The organism is Pseudaeromonas sp. HNCC25DJ180 (assembly GCF_055413345.1).
In genome coordinates this window covers 51,846-72,333 of the sequence record NZ_JBVAYF010000014.1, presented here as the reverse complement: position 1 = coordinate 72,333, position 20,488 = coordinate 51,846, and the positions used below count along the sequence as shown (strand labels likewise).

At 57.0% G+C, this 20,488-nt stretch carries 20 protein-coding genes; 6 read left to right on the top strand and 14 right to left on the bottom strand.

Annotated features, from left to right (window positions below; genetic code table 11):
• The 3 genes from ACZYTD_RS13570 to ytfE all read right to left on the bottom strand — a co-directional run bounded on the left by ACZYTD_RS13570 (position 1) and on the right by ytfE (position 2,858).
• Positions 1–780, bottom strand: coding sequence for a DeoR/GlpR family DNA-binding transcription regulator (locus ACZYTD_RS13570; protein WP_463892765.1), 780 nt, complete (start codon positions 778–780; stop codon positions 1–3).
• 213 nt (positions 781–993) lie between these two features.
• A complete protein-coding gene (hmpA, locus tag ACZYTD_RS13565; RefSeq protein ID WP_463892763.1) occupies positions 994–2,184 on the bottom strand; it encodes an NO-inducible flavohemoprotein in 1,191 nt (396 codons plus the stop codon).
• Positions 2,181–2,858 carry an iron-sulfur cluster repair protein YtfE gene (ytfE, locus tag ACZYTD_RS13560; RefSeq protein WP_463892762.1) on the bottom strand — a complete coding sequence of 226 codons (678 nt, stop codon included), beginning with the start codon at positions 2,856–2,858 and terminating at the stop codon, positions 2,181–2,183. The genes hmpA and ytfE overlap by 4 nt, the downstream gene beginning before the upstream one ends.
• Positions 2,859–3,013: 155 nt before the next feature.
• Between ytfE and norR the strand changes: the two genes are divergently transcribed.
• The 5 genes from norR to creD all read left to right on the top strand — a co-directional run bounded on the left by norR (position 3,014) and on the right by creD (position 9,433).
• The gene (gene norR, locus ACZYTD_RS13555) at positions 3,014–4,555 is read left to right on the top strand and encodes a nitric oxide reductase transcriptional regulator NorR (RefSeq protein ID WP_463892761.1); all 1,542 of its coding nucleotides are present in this window, start codon (positions 3,014–3,016) and stop codon (positions 4,553–4,555) included.
• A 129-nt stretch (positions 4,556–4,684) separates the two neighbouring features.
• Complete coding sequence (locus ACZYTD_RS13550) at positions 4,685–5,794, top strand: AI-2E family transporter (RefSeq protein ID WP_463892760.1); 1,110 nt, start codon at positions 4,685–4,687, stop codon at positions 5,792–5,794.
• Between the two features lie 85 nt (positions 5,795–5,879).
• On the top strand, positions 5,880–6,557 hold the full coding sequence (creB, locus tag ACZYTD_RS13545) for a two-component system response regulator CreB (RefSeq protein ID WP_463892759.1): 678 nt from the start codon (positions 5,880–5,882) through the stop codon (positions 6,555–6,557).
• Positions 6,548–7,990 carry a two-component system sensor histidine kinase CreC gene (creC, locus tag ACZYTD_RS13540; RefSeq protein WP_463892758.1) on the top strand — a complete coding sequence of 481 codons (1,443 nt, stop codon included), beginning with the start codon at positions 6,548–6,550 and terminating at the stop codon, positions 7,988–7,990. The genes creB and creC overlap by 10 nt, the downstream gene beginning before the upstream one ends.
• Positions 7,991–8,116: 126 nt before the next feature.
• A complete protein-coding gene (gene creD / locus ACZYTD_RS13535; RefSeq protein WP_463892757.1) occupies positions 8,117–9,433 on the top strand; it encodes a cell envelope integrity protein CreD in 1,317 nt (438 codons plus the stop codon).
• 41 nt (positions 9,434–9,474) lie between these two features.
• On the opposite strand, the gene glmU is transcribed toward creD, so the two are convergent.
• Positions 9,475–10,839, bottom strand: a complete 1,365-nt coding sequence (gene glmU / locus ACZYTD_RS13530) for a bifunctional UDP-N-acetylglucosamine diphosphorylase/glucosamine-1-phosphate N-acetyltransferase GlmU (protein WP_463892756.1) — start codon at positions 10,837–10,839, stop codon at positions 9,475–9,477.
• A gap of 314 nt (positions 10,840–11,153) precedes the next feature.
• Here glmU and ACZYTD_RS13525 point away from each other — a divergent pair, with 314 nt between their 5' ends.
• Positions 11,154–12,356, top strand: coding sequence for a hypothetical protein (locus ACZYTD_RS13525; protein ID WP_463892755.1), 1,203 nt, complete (start codon positions 11,154–11,156; stop codon positions 12,354–12,356).
• A gap of 59 nt (positions 12,357–12,415) precedes the next feature.
• Here the strand turns inward: ACZYTD_RS13525 and ACZYTD_RS13520 are convergent, their stop codons facing one another.
• The 10 genes from ACZYTD_RS13520 to ACZYTD_RS13475 form a co-directional block, all read right to left on the bottom strand.
• On the bottom strand, positions 12,416–12,841 hold the full coding sequence (locus ACZYTD_RS13520) for a F0F1 ATP synthase subunit epsilon (protein WP_463892753.1): 426 nt from the start codon (positions 12,839–12,841) through the stop codon (positions 12,416–12,418).
• A gap of 18 nt (positions 12,842–12,859) precedes the next feature.
• Positions 12,860–14,248 (bottom strand): F0F1 ATP synthase subunit beta, encoded by a 1,389-nt coding sequence (gene atpD, locus ACZYTD_RS13515; protein ID WP_463892751.1) that lies wholly within the window; start codon positions 14,246–14,248, stop codon positions 12,860–12,862.
• A gap of 33 nt (positions 14,249–14,281) precedes the next feature.
• Positions 14,282–15,145 carry a F0F1 ATP synthase subunit gamma gene (atpG, locus tag ACZYTD_RS13510; protein ID WP_463892750.1) on the bottom strand — a complete coding sequence of 288 codons (864 nt, stop codon included), beginning with the start codon at positions 15,143–15,145 and terminating at the stop codon, positions 14,282–14,284.
• Between the two features lie 46 nt (positions 15,146–15,191).
• Positions 15,192–16,733, bottom strand: a complete 1,542-nt coding sequence (atpA, locus tag ACZYTD_RS13505) for a F0F1 ATP synthase subunit alpha (RefSeq protein ID WP_463892749.1) — start codon at positions 16,731–16,733, stop codon at positions 15,192–15,194.
• Between the two features lie 13 nt (positions 16,734–16,746).
• Positions 16,747–17,280, bottom strand: a complete 534-nt coding sequence (gene atpH, locus ACZYTD_RS13500) for a F0F1 ATP synthase subunit delta (protein WP_463892747.1) — start codon at positions 17,278–17,280, stop codon at positions 16,747–16,749.
• 14 nt (positions 17,281–17,294) lie between these two features.
• The gene (gene atpF / locus ACZYTD_RS13495) at positions 17,295–17,765 is read right to left on the bottom strand and encodes a F0F1 ATP synthase subunit B (protein WP_463892745.1); all 471 of its coding nucleotides are present in this window, start codon (positions 17,763–17,765) and stop codon (positions 17,295–17,297) included.
• Positions 17,766–17,817: 52 nt separating this feature from the next.
• The gene (gene atpE / locus ACZYTD_RS13490) at positions 17,818–18,045 is read right to left on the bottom strand and encodes a F0F1 ATP synthase subunit C (RefSeq protein WP_463892744.1); all 228 of its coding nucleotides are present in this window, start codon (positions 18,043–18,045) and stop codon (positions 17,818–17,820) included.
• A 50-nt stretch (positions 18,046–18,095) separates the two neighbouring features.
• Positions 18,096–18,890 carry a F0F1 ATP synthase subunit A gene (gene atpB, locus ACZYTD_RS13485; RefSeq protein WP_463892743.1) on the bottom strand — a complete coding sequence of 265 codons (795 nt, stop codon included), beginning with the start codon at positions 18,888–18,890 and terminating at the stop codon, positions 18,096–18,098.
• Between the two features lie 8 nt (positions 18,891–18,898).
• The gene (locus tag ACZYTD_RS13480) at positions 18,899–19,270 is read right to left on the bottom strand and encodes an ATP synthase subunit I (protein ID WP_463892887.1); all 372 of its coding nucleotides are present in this window, start codon (positions 19,268–19,270) and stop codon (positions 18,899–18,901) included.
• 308 nt (positions 19,271–19,578) lie between these two features.
• Positions 19,579–20,487, bottom strand: coding sequence for a ParB/RepB/Spo0J family partition protein (locus ACZYTD_RS13475; protein WP_463892741.1), 909 nt, complete (start codon positions 20,485–20,487; stop codon positions 19,579–19,581).
• Position 20,488: the final 1 nt, after the last annotated feature.

The window sequence follows — 20,488 nt, the reverse complement described above, 5'->3', positions numbered from 1 at the left end:
TTACGCCAGTTCCGGCGCGCAGATCACCTGCACGCCCTGTTGTTCAATCTGTGCCTTGAGGGTGCCATCGATACCGGTATCGGTGATCAGTATATCTACGCTGCTCCAGGGCAATTCCAGGTTGGGGATCTTGCGCCCCACCTTGTGCGACTCGGCCAGCACCACCACCTCCCGCGCCACCTCGGCCATCACCCGGGAGAGACCGATCAGCTCATTGAAGGTGGTGCTGCCCCGCGCCGGATCTATGCCCGCCGCGCCGATAAAGAGTTGGTCAAAGTCGTAGGAGCGCAGCACCTGCTCGGCCACCTGCCCCTGAAACGACTCGGAGTGAGGATCCCAGGTGCCGCCCGTCATCAGCAGGGTCGGTTCGTTTTCCAGCTCGCGCAGGGCGGCCGCCAGGGCCAGGGAGTTGGTCATCACCACCAGACCGCGCCGCTTGCCCAGTTCCGGGATCAGCGCCGCCGTGGTACTGCCTGAGTCGATTATGATGCGGTTATGGTCGCGAATGAGGGAGGCCGCCGCCTTGGCGATCGCCAGCTTGCGTTTGGAAACCTGCTCGGCCTCCGGCACATCGGCCACCAGCTCCTGGGGCACGGGCACGGCACCGCCATAGCGGCGCAGCAGCAGGCCGTTGCGCTCCAGCTCGGCCAGATCCTTGCGGATGGTGACTTCCGAGGTTTCGAACTCGCGGGCCAACCAATCCACACTCAGCTCGCCGCGTTCGGCAAGCAGGGTGACTATGGTGTGGCGCCGCTGTTGGGTGTTGCGCTTTGGCTGCATAAGCCTTCAAGGTGAAAGCAAAAAGAAAGTTTTTGCAGTTTAATCTTTCGATTCGAAAGATCAAGTGACTTGCAGTGCACAAAATCACAATACAGCAAGATTCGTTCGCGCCACTTTCTGGCCGCGAGCATCCGCTTCAGATGAAAATAACACAGAGTGGCTCCCCCAGAGCAGCACTCAGGGGGAGAAGTGATGAAGGCGGAAGTGACGCGGTTAGATGCCGCCAGAGCCAAAGGCTTCAGCATGGATGTTGGCCGCCGGTATACCCAGCTTGCCCAACTCGCCCAGATAATGGCGCATGAAGGGTACGGGGCCGCAGAGGTAATACTCGGCGTTCAGAGGCGGCTCAGGCAGATGACGCGGCAGGAGAAACGGCGCCTGCTCGATGCCCGCATCCTGGGGCAGGAGCCGATCGTAAAAACAGCGCACCGTCACACCCGGCTTGGCGGCCATCGCCTGCAGATGGGCGTTGAAAGCGTGGGAGGCAGCATCTCGTGCTGAATGAATAAAGTGAATGGGGCGCTGGCTGCCACTGCGCACCAGATGGTTGAGGATCGACACCATGGGTGTAATCCCCACGCCCCCGCTGAGCAAGACCACGGGAGAGGTGCTGGACTCCTGCAGATAAAAATCACCAAAGGGTGCCGATAACTCGACTATCTGCCCCTCATCATACTGCTCGTGCAGCAAGTTGGAGACGCGACCCGCCGGATGCTGCTCGCTGGCTGCCTCGCGCTTCACCGAGATGCGCAGATAGGGCTGACCCGGCGCATCAGACAAACTGTACTGACGCGGCTGGAACAGATCCAACTCCGCCACATAGAGGCGAAGCGTCACGTATTGTCCGGGCTTGAAAGCGGGCAGCGCTCCGCCATCCAACGGTTCGAAGTAGAAGGAGGTGATCACCTCGCTCTCCGCAACCCGCTTGCTGATGCGAAATGGGCGCCAGCCACTCCACCCCCCCAACGTTGCCGTGGCCTGCTGATAGAGCGCACTCTCCACACCGATAAACAGTTCGGCCAGCGCCCCATACGCGGCCGCCCAGGCGTCGATAAGCTCGGGTGTCGCCGTCTCCCCCAGCACCTCCTGAATGGAGGCCAGCAGGTGTTTGCCCACTATGCCGTAGTGTTCCGCCCGTATGCCCAGGCTCACATGCTTGTGGGCAATACGCTCGACCACGGGCAGCAGCACGCTCGGATCATCCAGATTCTCGGCATAGGCCAGCACAGCCGCCGCCAGAGCCTGTTGCTGGCGCCCGGACCCCTGCTGCCCCTGATTGAAGAGATGTTTCAGCTCGGGATTATGCTCAAACATGCGCTGGTAAAAGTGGCTGGTCAAGGCGACCCCGCTGCTGCGCAACAGGGGTATGGTGGCCTGCACCAGGGCTTTTTGTTGTGGAGTCATCCCTTCACCTCCTGAGTCATGGCCACGGCAGGAAACAACACGTTATTTTCCAGATGGATATGGGCCATCAGATCTTCTCGCAACTGGTTGAGACCCGTGTAGAGCGCCCGCCAGGTGACGCAGGCAAAGGGGGGCGGTGTGATGTCATCGGTCAGCCGCGCCATAGTCTCCAGATTATCACCATGCTCCTCATGTTCCCGTTGCATGACGCTGATGGGACCTGCCGCCTGGGCCAGCAGACCATCCCGCAGCAGGGGGAGGAGGATCTGCTCCTCTTTTTGCATATGCAGCTCCAGCTCAGCCAGCATCAGGGTCAGATGTACCGACAAGCCTTTCGGGCAATCCTGACGTTCACCGTGCACATGCTCTACCCGTTTGGCCAGACGGATCAGTTCAGGCAGCTGAACGCGATGCACCTCGTGATAGCGGGCCAGCAGATGGTCAATCAGCTCGCTCCGGGTAGCCAGACGCCAGTCGTGCTCATCATCGAGTAAGGGGACAATCGCAGCCAGCTCGGCCGAGATCTGCTCGGCTGTGACATGTCTGCCGGCTATGGCCTCCGCCAGCGTCACCTTGCCACCACAGCAAAAATCGAGCTTATGTTGATGGAAGACGCGCGTGGCGCCGGGAATATCACAGGCCAGTTGGGCCAGGGTCTGCTCCAGATAGTTCATCGCGTTGCTCCGCTCCAGATAATTGATCTCAATCAATAATCTGCAGGGAATATGCCAACACATAACATACTGATTTTTAACAGTTAGTTTTCTATCGTGGTAAAAACAACCCTGATGATATAGGGTATAAAAAACCATTCAGGGTGTTTTTGACCATGCTGCTGCAACAACTGCTGACCGATTTGACCACAGAGTTTCCCCGAGCCGTGCGTCAGGAGCGGTTGGTCACCGCCATTCATCAGGCGCTGGGCTGTGGTGCCGTGGGTCTGTTGAAGCTGGAGGGAGACTATCTGAGCCCGGTGGCAGTGGCGGGGCTGGCTCATGAGACACTGGGACGTCGCTTCGCCATAAGCCAGCATCCTCGCCTGGCTACCATTCTCTCCCGACAGGGCCTGGTCCACTTTCCCCCCGGCAGCCCGCTACCCGACCCCTATGATGGTCTGCTGGAATCGAACCAGGGCGAGCCCCTGCCCGTCCATGACTGCATGGGGATCCGCCTCTATCAGGAGGGACAGTGCTGGGGCGTGCTGACACTGGACTCCCTGGCGGGCACGACCTTTGCCCCGGCTGTGATTGAACAGCTGGAGCTGGTGGCGCTAAGTGGCGAGGCCGCGATCCGCATCTGCCGACTGGAGGAGGAGATCCGGGCGCTCCAGCTCACTCGTCAACCCCAAGTGCCGGAACTGGCCAATGGGGGAGAGGAGCCCCAGGAGATCATAGGTCGCAGCCCTGTGCTGCTGAAACTGCTCCACGAGCTGGATGTGGTGGCCGACTCCGAGTTGCCCGTGCTGTTGCTGGGCGAAACCGGGGTGGGCAAGGAGTTGCTGGCACGGCGCATCCAGCGCCACAGCGCCCGACGCCATGCCCCCATGATCCATGTCAACTGTGCCGCCCTGCCGGAGTCACTGGCCGAGAGCGAGCTGTTTGGGCATATCAAGGGCGCCTTCTCCGGCGCCCTCAATGATAGAGCTGGCCGTTTCGAGGCGGCCAATGGCGGCATACTCTTTCTCGACGAGGTGGGGGAGCTCCCCCTGCTGGTACAAGCCAAACTGCTGCGTGCCTTGCAAAATGGCGAGATCCAGCGCCTGGGTTCAGACGTCCCGCGCAAGGTGGATGTGCGCATCATAGCGGCCACCAACCGGGATCTGGCAGAGCAGGTGCGCAAAGGGGAGTTCCGCGCCGATCTCTACCATCGCCTCTCTGTCTACCCTGTCCCCATCCCCCCCCTGCGGGAGCGCGGTGACGACATACTGCTGCTGGCAGGGTATTTTCTGGAACTCAACCGCACCCGGCTGGGCTTTCGCAGCCTGCGCCTCTCGGCTCGGGCCGAACAGGCACTGCGCGCCTATGGCTGGCCGGGCAATATCCGCGAGCTGGAGCATGTGCTCAGTCGCGCCGCCCTGCGCGCCGTGAGCCATGGTGCCCTGCGTACCGACATAGTCACGCTGGAACCGGCCCACCTGGACCTGGACATTGCCCTGTCGACCAGAGCCGTAACCACAGAGCCAACCTCCCCCCAGATCAACGGCAAAACCCAGCCACCATTGGCCCTGAAAGTGGCGGTTGATAGCTATCAGCGCCAGCTGATCCGCGACACACTGGAGGCCTGTGAACAAAACTGGGCCGAAGCCGCCCGACATCTGGATCTGGACCCCAGCAACCTGCATAAACTGGCCAAACGCCTGGGATTGAAGTGAGTTTCGCCAGCGGGCCCGGGCCTAAACCACCTAAAAATGGGGGCGAAACCAAGTTTAGCGTCACAAAATGGGTTCATAATGAAGCCCGAGCCAACCTATGATCCATCACTCCACCAACAAGGATTATCTATGCGACACCAAGCCGATCCCCGTATCTCAGCCTCAGTGCTGGAAGCTCTGATCAAGGCGGGCCTGATCCTGCTACTGGTACTCTTCTGTTACCAGGTTCTGGCCCCCTTCATGGCCCTGATGCTCTGGGCTCTGGTGCTGGCCATTACCCTCTACCCTACCCACCAGAAGCTGACCGCCAGAGTGGGCAACAAGCCCGGCCTGGCGGCGACCCTGATAGTACTCTTCGGCGTACTGCTGCTGGTGGTGCCATCCGGCTTCCTGCTGAGCTCGGTAGCCGATACGGTTTCCCCCCTCATAGGCAAGATGCAGAGTCACTCCCTGCAGATCCCGCCCCCTCAGGAGCAGGTGGCCAGCTGGCCCCTGATTGGCCCCAAGCTCTACGGCTTATGGCAACAGGCTGCCAGCGATCTGCCCGCCCTGCTGGGCAGCGTGGGGCCTGAACTGGCTGCGTTTACCAAGAAGTTGATGGGCTTTGCCGCCAGCATGGGCGGTGGCATGTTTATGTTCCTCTTCGCCTTCCTGGTCTCCGGTATCATGATGGCCTATGGCAAGGCGGGCGCCGCCAGCATGGAGCAGATCGCCGAGCGCCTGGCCGGCCAGGTACGCGGTGCCTCCTTTGTCAGCCTATCCAGCAGCACAATACGGGCTGTGGCCATGGGCATACTGGGAGTGGCGCTGCTCCAATCCATCGCCATTGGTTTGATTATGATGGTAGCGGGTGTCCCCTTGGCCGGGGTTTGGGCCTTGTTGGTGCTGGTGTTGGGCATAGCCCAGTTGCCGGTATCCCTGATCACCCTGCCCGCCATCCTCTGGCTCTGGCTGGGTGCCGATTACTCGCCCCTGCTGGCCGGGCTCTACACGGTACTGCTGTTTGTCGGCGGCCTGATCGACAACGTACTCAAGCCCATCATGCTGGGTCGTGGCGTCGAAGCCCCCATGCCTGTGGTGCTGCTAGGTGCACTGGGCGGCATGGTCAGTAACGGCATACTGGGCATGTTCCTCGGTGCCACCCTGCTGGCGCTGGGTTACCAGCTCTTCATGAGTTGGGTCAAGAACCACCAGCCTCCAGCTGAGGCAACCGAAACGACAGCCACACCCGAGGCTTGATGATCAAAAATGCGCCGTCACAGTGACGGCGCATTTACCCCTTATCGTCTCCCGGTTCCCCCACAAAGCAAGAGGCCCCAACACCATGTCACCCCTCTCTATCTGGTTGGTGGAAGATGAAGCCAGCATAGCCGATACCCTGATCTACACACTGGAGAGTGAGGGCTTTATCGTGCGCTGGTTCGAGCGCGGCCTCCCCCTACTGGCGGCCTTGAGCAAAGAACAGCCGGACTTTTTGATCCTAGATGTGGGGCTACCGGATATCAGTGGCTTCGAGCTCTGCCACCGCATCCGCGATGGCAGCCAGATCCCTCTGCTCTTTCTCACCGCCCGCAGTGAGGAGCAGGATCGCCTGCTGGGACTGGAGATGGGCGCCGATGACTATGTGGCCAAACCCTTCTCGCCCCGCGAGGTGAGCGCTCGGGTTCGCACCATACTCAGGCGCACACAACTCACTCCGGCACCCGTCAACCCCGCGGCCGGGTTGCAACTGGACGAGGTGCGGGCGCGCATCACGCTCAATGGCCACGCACTCAACCTCACCCGTTACGAATACCTGTTGCTCAAGACCCTGCTGCAACAACCAGAGCGGGTCTATTCGCGCCAACAACTGATGGATCTGGTTTGGGCCGATGCCGAAGAGAGCCTGGAGCGCACCGTGGATACCCATATCAAGACCCTACGCGCCAAACTGCGGGAGATAGACACCCAGAGCCAACTCATACTCACCCATCGCGGTTTGGGCTATAGCCTATGCGCCTGAGTCTGCGCCTGCTGCTGGGCTTCTTCCTGCTGGTGGCCATAGCCGCCTGGTTTGTGCTCAACATCTTCGTGCAGGAGATCAAGCCCGGTGTGCGCCGCACCGCCGAGCTCTCACTCATCGACACCTCGCGCCTGCTGGCCGAGCTGACCATGGCCGATCTGGCGGGCAAGTCACTCACCCGTGACAACCTGGCCAAGGGAACCCTCAGCCAGGCCATTACACATCTGAAACAGACCCCCATTGATGCGACTGTCGATGGCCTCGCCAAGCGGCAGGTCAACTACCGCATCTATCTCACCGATGCCAAGGGGCTGGTGATCTTCGACTCCAGCGGCAACCATCTGGGAGAGGACTTCTCTCGTTGGAATGATGTCTACCTGACGCTGCGTGGCAAGTATGGCGCCCGCAGCAGTCGGGATGATCCCAAGGATGCCAGCAGCTCTGTCATGTATGTGGCGGCCCCCCTCTTGCAGGAGGGGAAAATAGTGGGGGTGCTGACGGTAGCCAACCCAAACCGGGCCATAGCCCCCGTGGTGGCGCGCAGCGAACAGCGGCTGCAGACCGCTGCCGTATTGCTGCTGGGCATAGCCTTGCTGATTGGCTTGGCCACCACACTCTGGCTCAACCGTGCCCTGAGGCGCCTGGAAACCTATGCCATAGCCGTCAGCCAGGGTGAAGCGGCGCCACTGCCCAAACTAAGCAGCCCCGAGCTCAACCGCCTGGGCAAGGCGCTGGAGCGGATGCGCCTCAAACTAGAGGGAAAGGCCTATGTGGAGCAGTATGTCCACAGCCTGACCCATGAGCTCAAGAGCCCGCTATCGGCCCTCCGTGGTGCCAGCGAGCTGTTGCTGGAGTCACCGCCCGAGCCGGTGGCCCGCCGCTTTATTGCCTCCATCCGCGAGCAGGGTGAGAGGATGCAGCATCTCATCGACAAGATGCTGCAACTGGCCAGCCTCGAATCGCGTCCAACCCTGGAGCTTAAGCCCCTCGCCATCCATTTGCTGATCGAGCAGCAAATTGCCCTGCTGCAACCCCATGCCGAGCGCCGACAGCTAAGGCTCCTCGCTAGTCTGCAGGAGGCCAGCATTGAGGCCGATGCCCTGCTGCTGGGCCAAGCCATAGCCAACCTGCTGGATAATGCCATCGACTTCTCGCCACCAGACGGCGCCATCACCCTCATAGGTGAAATCGTAGGTGAACAGTACCGCCTCACCCTAATAGATCAGGGGCCAGGCATCCCCGACTATGCCCAGCCACGCCTCTTTGAACGCTTCTACTCCCTGCCCCGCCCCCACAAGAGCAAGAGCACAGGGCTAGGGCTCAGCTTTGTGCGCGAGGTGGTCGAGCGGCATCAGGGCACTATCACCCTGGCCAATAACCCCGAGGCAGAGAGTGGGGCGTGTGCCACGTTGACTCTGCCCATTTGTCGCTAGTGGGCTCGGGTGGCATTTAGCTGCGCAAAAAACCTCACCACTTCACCGAGAGTTCACACAGGCTCATCTTCTCCCCACACAGGGATCGCACACTGCTCTGGTCATTAACCAGAAAGGATGTCTGCCATGTTAAAGAATCTGCTTAGCCACAAGCTCACGCTGCTTGTCGGCCTCTTCTTGCTGCTGCAACTGCCCCTGCACTCCATCATGGAGCTCAACGCCGAGCGGCAAGAGTATCGCAGCGAGGCTATATCCCAGATCACCGCCAGCAGTAGCGGCCCACAACGCCTGACCGGCCCGGTACTGGTGATCCCCTACCTGGAAACCAGCCGCGACTATGTGGAAGAAGAGAAAAAGTACAAGATCTCCGTCACCAGCAAACAGCAGCTATTGCTGCCGGAAGAGCTGAAGGTGGAGGGGCAGTTGCAGGTGGAGCCGCGTAAGCTGGGCATCTACCAGAGCCAACTCTTTAATGGTCACTTCACCTTCAACGGTCACTTCGTGATGAGTGAACTAGCGTCGCTACACAAAGAGAATATCACTCTGGGCCAACCCTATCTGGCAGTGATGATAGCCGATGCCCGCGGCATACTGCAGGTACCTGCCCTGCAGTGGGGCGAGCAATCGCTGAGCTTCCAGCCCGGTGCCCGTTTCGGCAGTGGTGAGCAGGGGATGCATGCCCCCCTGCCCCTGGCCTCCCTGCAGGGTGGTGCCCCCATCCCCTTCCAGTTTGCCCTGACGCTGCAAGGTACGGATCACTTTGCTCTGGTACCGGTCGGTGCCAACAGCCAGCTGAAGCTGACCAGCAACTGGCCCCATCCCGGCTTCATCGGCAACTACCTGCCACGCCAGCGCCAGATCAGCGACAAGGGCTTCAGCGCCAACTGGGAGAGCAGCTGGTTTGCCAATAATATGCAGGAGCGTTTTTCCTCCGAGGAGGAGATCGGAACCCTGCCCGCCTTTACCGTCAGTCTGGTCGAGCCCGTTGACCACTACCAACAGAACGAGCGCGCCAGCAAATATGGCATCCTCTTCATCGGCCTCACCTTCCTCAGCTTCTTCCTCTTCGAACTGCTGAAGAAACTGCGCCTGCATCCTATCCAGTATCTACTGGTCAGCATGGCCCAGATCATCTTCTATCTGGTGCTGCTGGCCCTCTCCGAGCAGATCGGTTTCTCACTCGCCTATCTGGCCGCCAGCCTGGCCTGTGTGGGCTTGCTGGCCTACTACGCCAGCCATCTGCTGGGCAGCCTGAAACGCGGTCTGGGCTTCGCCGCCCTCCTCTCCCTGCTCTACGCCATTCTCTACGGCCTGATGCAAGCCGAAGAGATAGCCCTGCTGCTGGGCAGCGGTCTGCTGTTTGTGGTGCTCGCCATAGTGATGGTGGTCACCCGCAAGGTGGATTGGTACCAGATCGGATTGGCCGATAAAAAAGAGGAGTAAAAACAACGGCCCCGAAAGGGGCCGTTAGGTTTTAACCAGACTCACTTCTTGATCTTCACCGGCCGCTGCCAGTTGGCGACATGGCGTTGGGGAACCCGGGTGATAACCAGCTCGTTCTCTTTGACCTCACGGGTCACTGTGGTGCCAGCACCGATAGTTGCGCCCTTGCGTACCGTCACCGGGGCCACCAGCTGGGTGTCAGAGCCGACGAAGACGTTATCCTCTATGATGGTCTTATGCTTGTTGGCGCCATCATAGTTGCAGGTGATGGTGCCGGCGCCGATATTCACATCGGCCCCTATCTCGCTGTCACCCAGATAACTCAGATGACCCGCCTTGGAACCAAAGCCAAGAGAAGCATTCTTCATCTCGACAAAGTTACCCACATGGGCCTCTTCCCCCAGCACCGAGCCGGGACGCAGCCGGGCAAAGGGGCCGACCGTGGTGGCGCGGGCCAGTTTGGAGGACTCGATCACCGTATAGGGGCTGATGATGCTGTCATCGGCAATCACGCACTCCTTGAGCACACAACCCGTGCCGATACGCACGCGATGGCCCAGCTCGACATGACCTTCGATGATCACATTGGTATCAATGATCACATCCTCACCGCACTTGAGCGAGCCGCGCAGATCAAAACGGGCCGGATCCAGCAAGGTGACCCCTTCAAGCATCAGACGCTCAGCCTCACGACACTGATAGAAGCGTTCCAGTGCCGCCAGTTGCAGACGGTTGTTGGCGCCTTCCGTCTCTTGCGCCTGGGCAGGTTGCGCCGTCTCGATGAGCGCACCCGAGTTATGGGCCGCCGCAATCACATCGGTCAGGTAGTATTCGCCCTGGGCATTCTGGCAGGTGAGGCCAGAGAGCCACTGCTTGAGCTTGCCTGCCGGAGCCACCATGACGCCGGTATTCACCTCGCCGATCGTGAGTTGCTCGGCTGAGGCATCCTTCTGCTCCACTATGCCCACCACAGCACCCCGTTCACGCACTATGCGGCCATAGCCAGTCGGGTTATCCAGATTGACGGTCAGCAGGCCTATGCCACCGGCTGGCTGCACCGCCAATAGTTTATTCAGCGTGGCAGGAGTGATCAGTGGCGTATCGCCATAGAGCACCAAGACTCGCGCCTCATCAGGAATGGCGGGCATGGCTTGGGCCACTGCATGGCCGGTTCCCAACTGCTCAGCCTGCAGCACCCACTGCATCGAGGCCTCATCCAGTCGCTGCTGCAACAGTTCAGCACCATGGCCATAGACCAGATGGATGGCCTCAGCCCCCAACTGGTGAGCCGTCTCGATAACATGGGAGACCATGGGACGCCCGGCGACGGGATGCAGCACCTTGGGCAGGGAGGAGCGCATGCGAGTACCTTTACCCGCCGCGAGGATCACAACATGCAATGACATAATCAACCTTCACAATCTGGCCAAATTGGCTGGATCCTACCATATCTACCGAGCCAAGCGGCAACCAGCCAAGATCCGTTCATTGACTCGCTACGTTTTATCCTGTTGCACCTCAAGCGCACCAACATAAAGTGCAGATGGCCAATAGTTGTGCAGCACGCTAGTTAAAAGCTGCATTTTACCTACTTATTTATTGGCACGACTCCTGCTGTAACCTAATTGTAACAATCTAGTTCCCTGGCAACGAAGCCGACCCAATCCATCTGGATTAGGTCGGCTTTTTTGTTTTTATTTCACAGCAATGGAGTGCCACCATGAAAAAACTAACCTTCATCATCTCGGCTTTGCTCGCTAGCCAAGGCCAGGTTCACGCCGAAACATTTGCCGAAGGCATAGCCTCGGCCGTGAAGTGGGGAAGCGCCGCCGTGACTGAACGTTATCGCTATGAATATGTGGATCAGGAAGGCTTACCCGAGGTGGCCAATGCCTCAACCCTGAAATCGCGCCTGACCTGGACCAGTGGCACTGTGGCTGGCTTCAAGGGATTAGTTGAAGTCGATAATGTCACCAGCATTGGCAATGACAGCTACAACAGCACGGTGAATGGCAAGAAGAGTTACCCTGTGGTGGCCGATCCGGAAGCAACGGTACTAAATCAGGCAGCCCTCGCCTACACGGCAGAGAAGTGGAATGGCATGCTGGGTCGCCAGCGCATCAAGCATGGCACAGAGCGCTTTGTGGGTAGCGTGGCCTGGCGACAACTGGAGCAAACCTTCGATGCCGCCCATCTGGTCTATGCACCGAGTGCCAGTTTCAACCTCGACTATGCCTACAGCTGGCGCATCAATACCGTATTTGGCCCGGATAACCCCAATGGCCAGCTGGATGGCGACTTTCACCTGCTACGCGCCGATTACTTTATCAATGGCAACCATGCGTTGGCCGGTTTCGGCTACCTGCTGGATTACAACAACCCGCCAACTAACTCTGCCAATACCTATGGCGTCGAATATACCGGCACCTTGCTACCCTGGCTCAAGGCACACCTGAGTTATGCCCAGCAGAGCGATGCCGGTGATGCGCCAATTAACTACGATGCCCATTACTATCTGGCCGAACTGACTGCCTCCTGGCATGGCTACTATCTGAATCCGGGCTATGAGGTCTTAGGCTCTGATGATGGCAAGAAAGGCTTCGCTACTCCTCTGGCTACCCTGCACAAATTCCAGGGCTTTGCCGACAAATTCCTGACCACGCCCAAGCAGGGCATTCGTGATAGTTACTTGACTGTGGGTGGCAAGAAGTACAAGTGCGAATTTGCCGCCACCTGGCATGAGTTCAAGGCAGATGAAGGGGATCTGAATTTCGGCAGCGAGTTGGACTTGGTCGCCAGTTACCCGCTGACCAACTACCTGACGGGTATGGTGAAGTATGCCCATTTTGATGGCGAGCAAGAGGCCACTAAGCTAGTGACCGACACCGACAAGGCGTGGATGATGCTGACTGCCACCTTCTAAATAAACACAAAGAGCATAAAAAAAGCGGCCCGCGGGCCGCTTTTTGTGTTGCCGAGGGTTTAGCGATAGTTTTTGCGGGTGAGTTCCACCACGCGCAACTGGGCTAGTGCCTTGGCCAGTTCTGCAACCGCCTCCGCGTAGTCCACATCGCCAGACTTGCCGTTGAGTTTCTCTTCGGCAGCCCGCTTCGCCTCTTGAGCCTTGGCTTCATCGATATCCGCAGCGCGGATGGCGGTGTCCGCCAGAACTGTCACTGCTTCCGGTTGCACTTCCATCATGCCGCCAGAGATGTACATCACCTCTTCGACACCGTGCAATTTCACCAGACGCACCAAGCCAGGCTTGATGGACGTCAGGAGCGGCGAGTGACCATGGCGGATGCCCAGTTCCCCTTCCGCACCGGAAACCTGAACGGATTCAACGCGACCGGAGAACAACATCCCCTCGGCGCTGACCACATCCAGGTGGAAGGTAATCTCAGCCATAGATCCTCCTGCCCCGGATTACAGTTTCTTGGCCTTCTCGACCACTTCGTCGATGGAGCCAACCATGTAGAACGCCTGCTCGGGCAGATCGTCGAACTCACCATCCAGTATGCCTTTGAAACCACGGATGGTTTCTTTCAGCGACACGTACTTACCGGGAGAGCCGGTGAATACTTCAGCCACGCTGAACGGCTGGGAGAGGAAACGTTCGATCTTACGAGCACGGGCTACCACCAGCTTGTCGGTCTCGGAGAGTTCATCCATCCCCAGAATGGCGATGATGTCCTTGAGCTCCTTGTAGCGCTGCAGCACGGTTTGTACGCCACGAGCCACATCGTAGTGCTCCTGACCTACCACCAGCGGATCCAGCTGACGAGAGGTAGAGTCCAGCGGGTCAACGGCTGGGTAGATACCCAGAGCCGCGATCTGACGGGACAGAACCACGGTCGCATCCAAGTGGGCAAAGGTGGTGGCCGGGCTCGGGTCGGTCAAGTCATCCGCAGGGACGTAAACGGCCTGAACAGAAGTGATAGAACCACTTCTGGTCGAAGTAATACGCTCCTGCAACACGCCCATCTCTTCAGCCAGGGTAGGTTGATAACCTACGGCAGAAGGCATACGACCCAGCAGTGCGGATACCTCAGTGCCCGCGAGCGTGTAACGGTAGATGTTGTCGATAAACAACAGTACGTCACGACCCTCATCGCGGAACTTCTCGGCCATAGTCAGGCCGGTCAGTGCCACACGCAGACGGTTTCCTGGTGGCTCGTTCATCTGGCCATACACCATGGCTACCTTGTCGAGAACGTTTGACTCCTTCATTTCATAGTAGAAGTCGTTACCCTCACGGGTACGTTCACCGACACCGGCAAACACGGAGAGACCGGAGTGGGCCTTGGCGATGTTGTTGATCAGCTCCATCATGTTAACGGTCTTGCCAACACCGGCCCCACCGAACAGACCGACTTTACCGCCCTTGGCAAACGGGCAGATCAGGTCGATAACCTTGATGCCAGTTTCCAGCAGTTCAGTGGTGTTGGATTGATCTTCGTAGCTAGGGGCCGCCCGGTGGATAACCCAGTTATCCTGTTCACCGATGGGACCCTGCTCATCTACCGGCTCACCCAGCACGTTCATGATGCGGCCAAGGGTTTCCTTGCCGACCGGAACCTTGATGGCTTCACCCGTGTTGACCACTTCGGCACCACGACGCAGACCGTCAGAGGTACCCATGGCGATACAACGGACGACACCGCCGCCAGTTTGTTGCTGAACTTCCAGTACCAGACCCTTGGTCTGGCCTTCGCTCACAATCTTCAGTGCATCGTACACCTTAGGTACGGAGTCTTGCGGGAACTGCACGTCCACCACAGCACCGATGACTTGAACGATGATACCGTTACTCATGTCAAATCCTCTAAACCTATGAATACCTTAGCCCTATACCGCAGCGGCACCGGACACGATCTCGGTCAACTCCTGGGTGATACTGGCCTGACGGGCCTTGTTGTACACCAGTTGCAGATCGGTGATCAGATTATCCGCGTTGTCGGTAGCTGCCTTCATCGCCACCATACGGGCGGCTTGTTCACTGGCCAGGTTCTCGACGACACCCTGGTAGACCTGAGACTCTATGTAGCGACTGAGCAGTTGATCCAGCAGATGCTTGGGATCAGGCTCATACAGATAGTCCCAGTGACGCTTCTTCAGCTTCTCATCTTTTGCCTGGGGTAGCGGCAACAGTTGATCAACCTTGGGTTGCTGCACCATGGTGTTAACAAAGTTGTTGTACACCAGGTAGAGACGATCGATTTCCCCATTGTCATAGGCCTGCAGCATGACTTTCACCGAACCGATCAAGTCGTTGACCGTCGGGTTATCGCCAAAGCCGGAAACCTGTGCCAACACCTTGCCACCGTAGCGGGCAAAGAAACCACAAGCCTTGGCGCCTACCAGTGCCAGACTGGTCTCAACACCTTCATCCTTCCACTTCTTCATCGAGCCGAGGGCAGATTTGAACAGGTTGATGTTCAAGCCACCACACAGACCCCGATCGGTCGAGATGATGATGTAACCAACCCGCTTGACCTCACGCTCTTCAAGGTAAGGATGCTTGTATTCCAGGTTACCCAGAGCGATATGACCGATCACCTTGCGCATGGTTACTGCATAAGGACGGCTTGCAGCCATGCTTTCCTGTGCGCGACGCATCTTGGATGCGGCGACCATCTGCATTGCGCTGGTGATCTTCTGAGTGTTTTTCACACTCCCGATCTTGTTACGTATCTCTTTAGCGCCGGCCATCTCTAGACTCTCCATTCAAGGTGGCTGCCTGCGCAGCCACTTTAAGTTACCAGGTTTGAGTCGCCTTGAAGCTGTCGATCAACGTGGTCAGCTTGGCTACAACGTCGTCGTTGTAATCAGCCTTGGCGTTGATGTCGGCCATCAGTTCGGCATGTTCAGCATTGGCAAAGGAGAGCAGAGCCGCTTCGAAGTCACCGATCTTGGTCAATTCGACATCGTCGAGATAACCACGTTCGGCGGCAAACAGCACCAGAGTCTGCGCAGCTACGCTCATGGGCGCATACTGCTTCTGCTTCATCAGCTCGGTAACCTTTTGGCCATGGCTCAACTGCTTGCGAGTCGCATCATCCAGATCGGAAGAGAACTGGGCAAACGCCGCCAATTCACGATACTGAGCCAGGGCGGTACGAATACCACCAGAAAGCTTCTTGATGATCTTGGTCTGCGCCGCACCACCTACCCGGGATACAGAGATACCTGGGTCAACAGCAGGACGAATACCGGCGTTGAACAGTTGGGTGGTCAGGAAGATCTGACCATCGGTGATAGAAATCACGTTAGTCGGTACGAAGGCAGAGACGTCACCCGCCTGGGTTTCGATGATCGGCAGCGCGGTCAGAGAACCGGTCTTGCCCTTCACCGCACCCTTGGTGAACTTCTCAACATACTCTTCGTTGACGCGAGAAGCCCGCTCCAGCAAACGAGAGTGCAGATAGAATACGTCACCTGGATAGGCTTCACGTCCTGGCGGACGACGCAGCAGCAAGGAGATCTGACGATAAGCCACAGCGTGCTTGGACAAGTCGTCATAGATCACCAGTGCATCTTCACCGCGGTCACGGAAGTATTCGCCCATGGCACAACCTGCATAGGGAGCCAGGTATTGCAGTGAAGCGGACTCGGAAGCCGAAGCCACCACTACGACTGTGTTTTGCAGGGCGCCATGCTCTTCGAGCTTGCGCACCACGTTGGCAATGGTAGAGGCCTTCTGGCCAATGGCCACGTAGACGCACTTGATGCCAGAATCTTTCTGGTTGATGATCGCATCGATGGCCAGAGCAGTCTTACCTGTCTGACGGTCACCGATGATCAGCTCACGCTGGCCACGGCCGATTGGGATCATCGCATCGACCGCCTTGTAACCGGTTTGAACCGGCTGCGAAACGGATTTACGTTCGATAACACCCGGCGCGATCATTTCGACAGGTGAGAAACCGTCATTTTCGACCGGCCCCTTACCATCGATAGGTTGACCCAGGGTATTCACGACGCGACCCAGCAGACCACGGCCTACCGGTACTTCCAGAATACGACCCGTGCCAGTGACCTTCTGACCTTCGGCCAGATCCGCGTAAGGACCCATGACGATGGCCCCGACGGAATCACGCTCCAGGTTGAGTGCCAGACCATACAGGTTGCCAGGCAGCTCGATCATTTCGCCTTGCATGACATCGGCCAAGCCGTGGATGCGGACGATACCATCGCTTACTGAGACGATCGTACCTTCGTTACGCGCCTCGGTGACGACTTCAAATTGCTCGATACGCTTTTTAATCAGCTCGGCAATTTCAGTGGAATTCAGTTGCATGCTCTATCCCCAATCAAGATTGCAGCGCTTCCGCCAAGCGGTTGAGTTTGCTACGAACAGTGGCATCGATGATTTCATCACCCGCCTTAATCACCAGCCCCGCCATCAAAGATGGATCGACACTGCAGTTCAGTTTCACGGTACGACCGTAACGCTTCTCTAGAGAAGCCTGAATCTTGGTGATGTCCGCATCACTTAACGGGCTGGCTGAGCACACCGAAGCATCAAGCTGTTTATCCAGCTCAGACTTCAGGGCGACAAATTCAGCCAGCACCGCAGGCAACGCACTCAAACGTCCGTTTTCGGCCATCACCTTGATCAGGTTTTGGCCATGCTCATTTAGCTGGTCACCACAAAGCTGGACAAATAACTCGCCCATTTTTTGGGTACCCAAGGAACCTTGCAGCAGACTCTGTACTGTCTCGTTCTTCACCACTTCGGTGGAAAACGCCAGCATCTCGAGCCACTTATCCAGTGCCTTGTGCTTAACGGCAACATCGAACGCAGCTTTGGCGTAGGGGCGAGCGACGGTTATCACTTCAGACATAGCCCCTGACCCCCTTACAGTTCTGCAACCAGTTTATCGACCAGGTCGCTATTGGCGGCCTTGTCGATTTGACGCTCCAGAATTTTCTCTGCACCAGCTATGGCCAACAGAGCCACATGCTTACGCAGTTCTTCCTTCGCGCGATTCCGCTCGGCTTCAATCTCGGCCTGTGCTTGCTTGAGGATCTTCTCACGCTCGCCCATGGCATCCTGATTGGCCTCGTCGATGATTTGAGCACGGCGCTTGTTGGCCTGCTCGATGATCTCTGCAGCCTGTTGCTTGGCTTCCTTGATCTGTTCCATGGCCTTGTTTTGCGCCAAATCCAGATCCTTCTTCGCACGCTCCGCAGAAGAGAGGCCATCAGCAATTTCTTTCTGACGCTTCTCGATGGCAGCCATCATAGGCGGCCATACAAACTTCATGCAGAACCAGACGAAGAGAATAAAAGCAAGTGTCTGGCCGAGGATGGTTGCATTGATATCCACAGCACAACTCCTCTAGGGTAAATGGATAAACACAAACAGTTGGTTGTTCGCCTTACTTGGCGACAACGAACATCACATACATACCCAGACCCACGGCGATCATCGGGATAGCATCCACCAGACCCATGACGATGAAGAATTGAGTACGCAGCAGGGGCAGCAGATCCGGTTGACGAGCAGCACCTTCCAGGAACTTACCACCCAACACACCGATACCGATAGCCGCGCCGATAGCAGCCAAACCCATCATCAAACCAGCAGCAATAAACAACATTTCCATGGATTTCTCTCCAAATGGTTACAAAATAACGTTAAATATCAACTTGATAATCAGTGCTCTTCACAGGCCATAGATAGATAAACTATCGTCAGAACCATGAAAATGTACGCCTGCAGCGTCACGATCAGTATGTGGAAAATGGCCCATGGTACGTTCAAGAACCATTGTGACCACCACGGCAACATGGCGGCGATGAGGATGAAGATCATCTCACCGGCATACATATTTCCGTATAACCGCAAACCCAATGACACAGGTTTTGATATCAGGGATACAAATTCCAGCAGGAAGTTAATAGGCACAAATGCCCAGTGGTTGAACGGCGTGAATGTCAGCTCTTTGAGGAAACCAGACACTCCCTTCATCTTGATGCTGTAGAACAGGATGAGGAAGAAGACACCGAGCGCCATAGACAGGGTGATATTAACGTCAGCGGAAGGAACGACTCGCAGTTTTTGGGCATGATCCCCAGCAATCAACTGAGCCAGTTGAGGTAAAAAGTCGATGGGCAGCAAGTCCATCATGTTCATCAGGAAGATCCAGACAAACACGGTAAGCGACAGCGGAGCTATCAGCTTGTTCTTGCCATGGAAAATCCCGGTTACGGTCTCCTCCACGAAGCCTACGACCATCTCAACAAAGCACTGCAGTTTGCCTGGTACACCACTGGTTGCCCTGACGGCAACGCGGCGGAACAACCAAAGGAAGAAGAGCCCCAAACCAACAGAAAATATCATGGAGTCGATATTAACCACCCAGAAGCCAGATTCAGCACCGACCTGCCAATGATGGAGGTGGTGTTGCATATACTCCTGAGGCGTTAGCAGTTCTCCTGTTGCAGCCATGAGTTTTCCTAGTAACGGTTGTTGAGTGATAACGAAATTATCCACTGCGACATCAGGGCCAATCCGTAGGTGATAAACATGGCAACATGTTGTACCTCCAGAAATTTGAAGGTCACCCCAAACAACACTAGGGTGGCCACCAGCTTGGCACCGGCACCACAGTAGATGTCCCACAACACCAAACCAACATTCAGGTCGTCCGCTTCACGCGAACTACCTATCCAGCTGTAGAGGAGTTGGGGCACCCAGTAAATTCCACCCCCGACGAGGGCAGAATATGCAGCCCAGCCACTGTCCATTAACCACCAGACCAGTGACGCGACTACTATCAAAAAAAGCTGAATAGCGAGCACAGCCCAAGCCAATGCTTTGACGCTCATCGATGAACCCTTGCCCATCAGCTTTCTCCGATCCTTGAGACACCTGAAATTCAGGCGCTTTAATAACACAAAAATAACATTTGCACAGCCATGGTGCTCACAATCGGCAAAAAAGTTATCAATATGTAACTAATTGCTGAGCAATGTTTTTTTGCTTCGGGGGAGCTTCAACATAGCCGAATGAATAAGTAAAAACCAGTGCTTTGTCAGCAGATTCAAACCAATCCATTTACTTGCTAATCAGCAAGTTGCCAGTCTGATTAACTAACATATTCCAGTTACGACAGCTCAAATAACCTGAGCCCAATTTACTGTAGTTCAAAATGCTGCAGAATCTTATCCAGCTCCGCCTGATTCTGAAAACTGAGCACCAATTTCCCCTTTTCCTTGCCTGCGGCGACGAACTTGGCCGCCACCCCCAGCCGCTGACTGAGGCTCTGCTCCCAGGCCTGAATCTGAGGTTCTGGCTCATGGGGCTTGGCCTCCTCGCGCGGCGCCAGTAGACGTTGCACCAAGCGCTCGGTATCCCGAACCGTCAACCCCTTCTGCGCTATCTGCCGCGCCAACTCAGACTGCTGTGGACCAGTTAACGCCAACAGAGCCCGGGCATGACCCATATCCAGATCGCCATGCTCAACCAGACGTTTCACGTCATCATTGAGCTGATTCAGCCGTAACAGGTTGGAAACTGTGCTGCGGGACTTACCCACGGCTTCGGCGATCTCCTGATGAGTCAGCTCGAATTCATTCATCAAGCGCTGTAATGCTGCCGCCTCTTCGATGGCGTTGAGATCTTCACGCTGGATGTTTTCAATCAAGGCGATGGCCACAGCTGCACTATCGGCCACGTTTTTGACAATACAGGGAAGGGTCTCTAAGCGAACCAATTGGCAGGCGCGCCAACGACGCTCACCGGCGATGATTTCAAAGCTCTGTTCATCCAGTTGACGTACCACCACGGGCTGGATAACGCCCTGGGCACGGATGGAGTTGGCTAACTCCTCCAGAGCCTCCTGGGACATATCCTTGCGCGGTTGATATTTTCCCGGCCGCAGCCAGGAGAGCGGCAGGTTACGCAGCTCGCCCTGGCGCTCATCACTGAGCGAGCGCGCCTCATCGGAGCGGATGTCATCCTGGATCTGCTTATGCCGTGCCGCGGTACTGGTGCCCAACAGAGCCTCCAGTCCCTTACCCAATCCACGTTTTTTTGGTGTCATA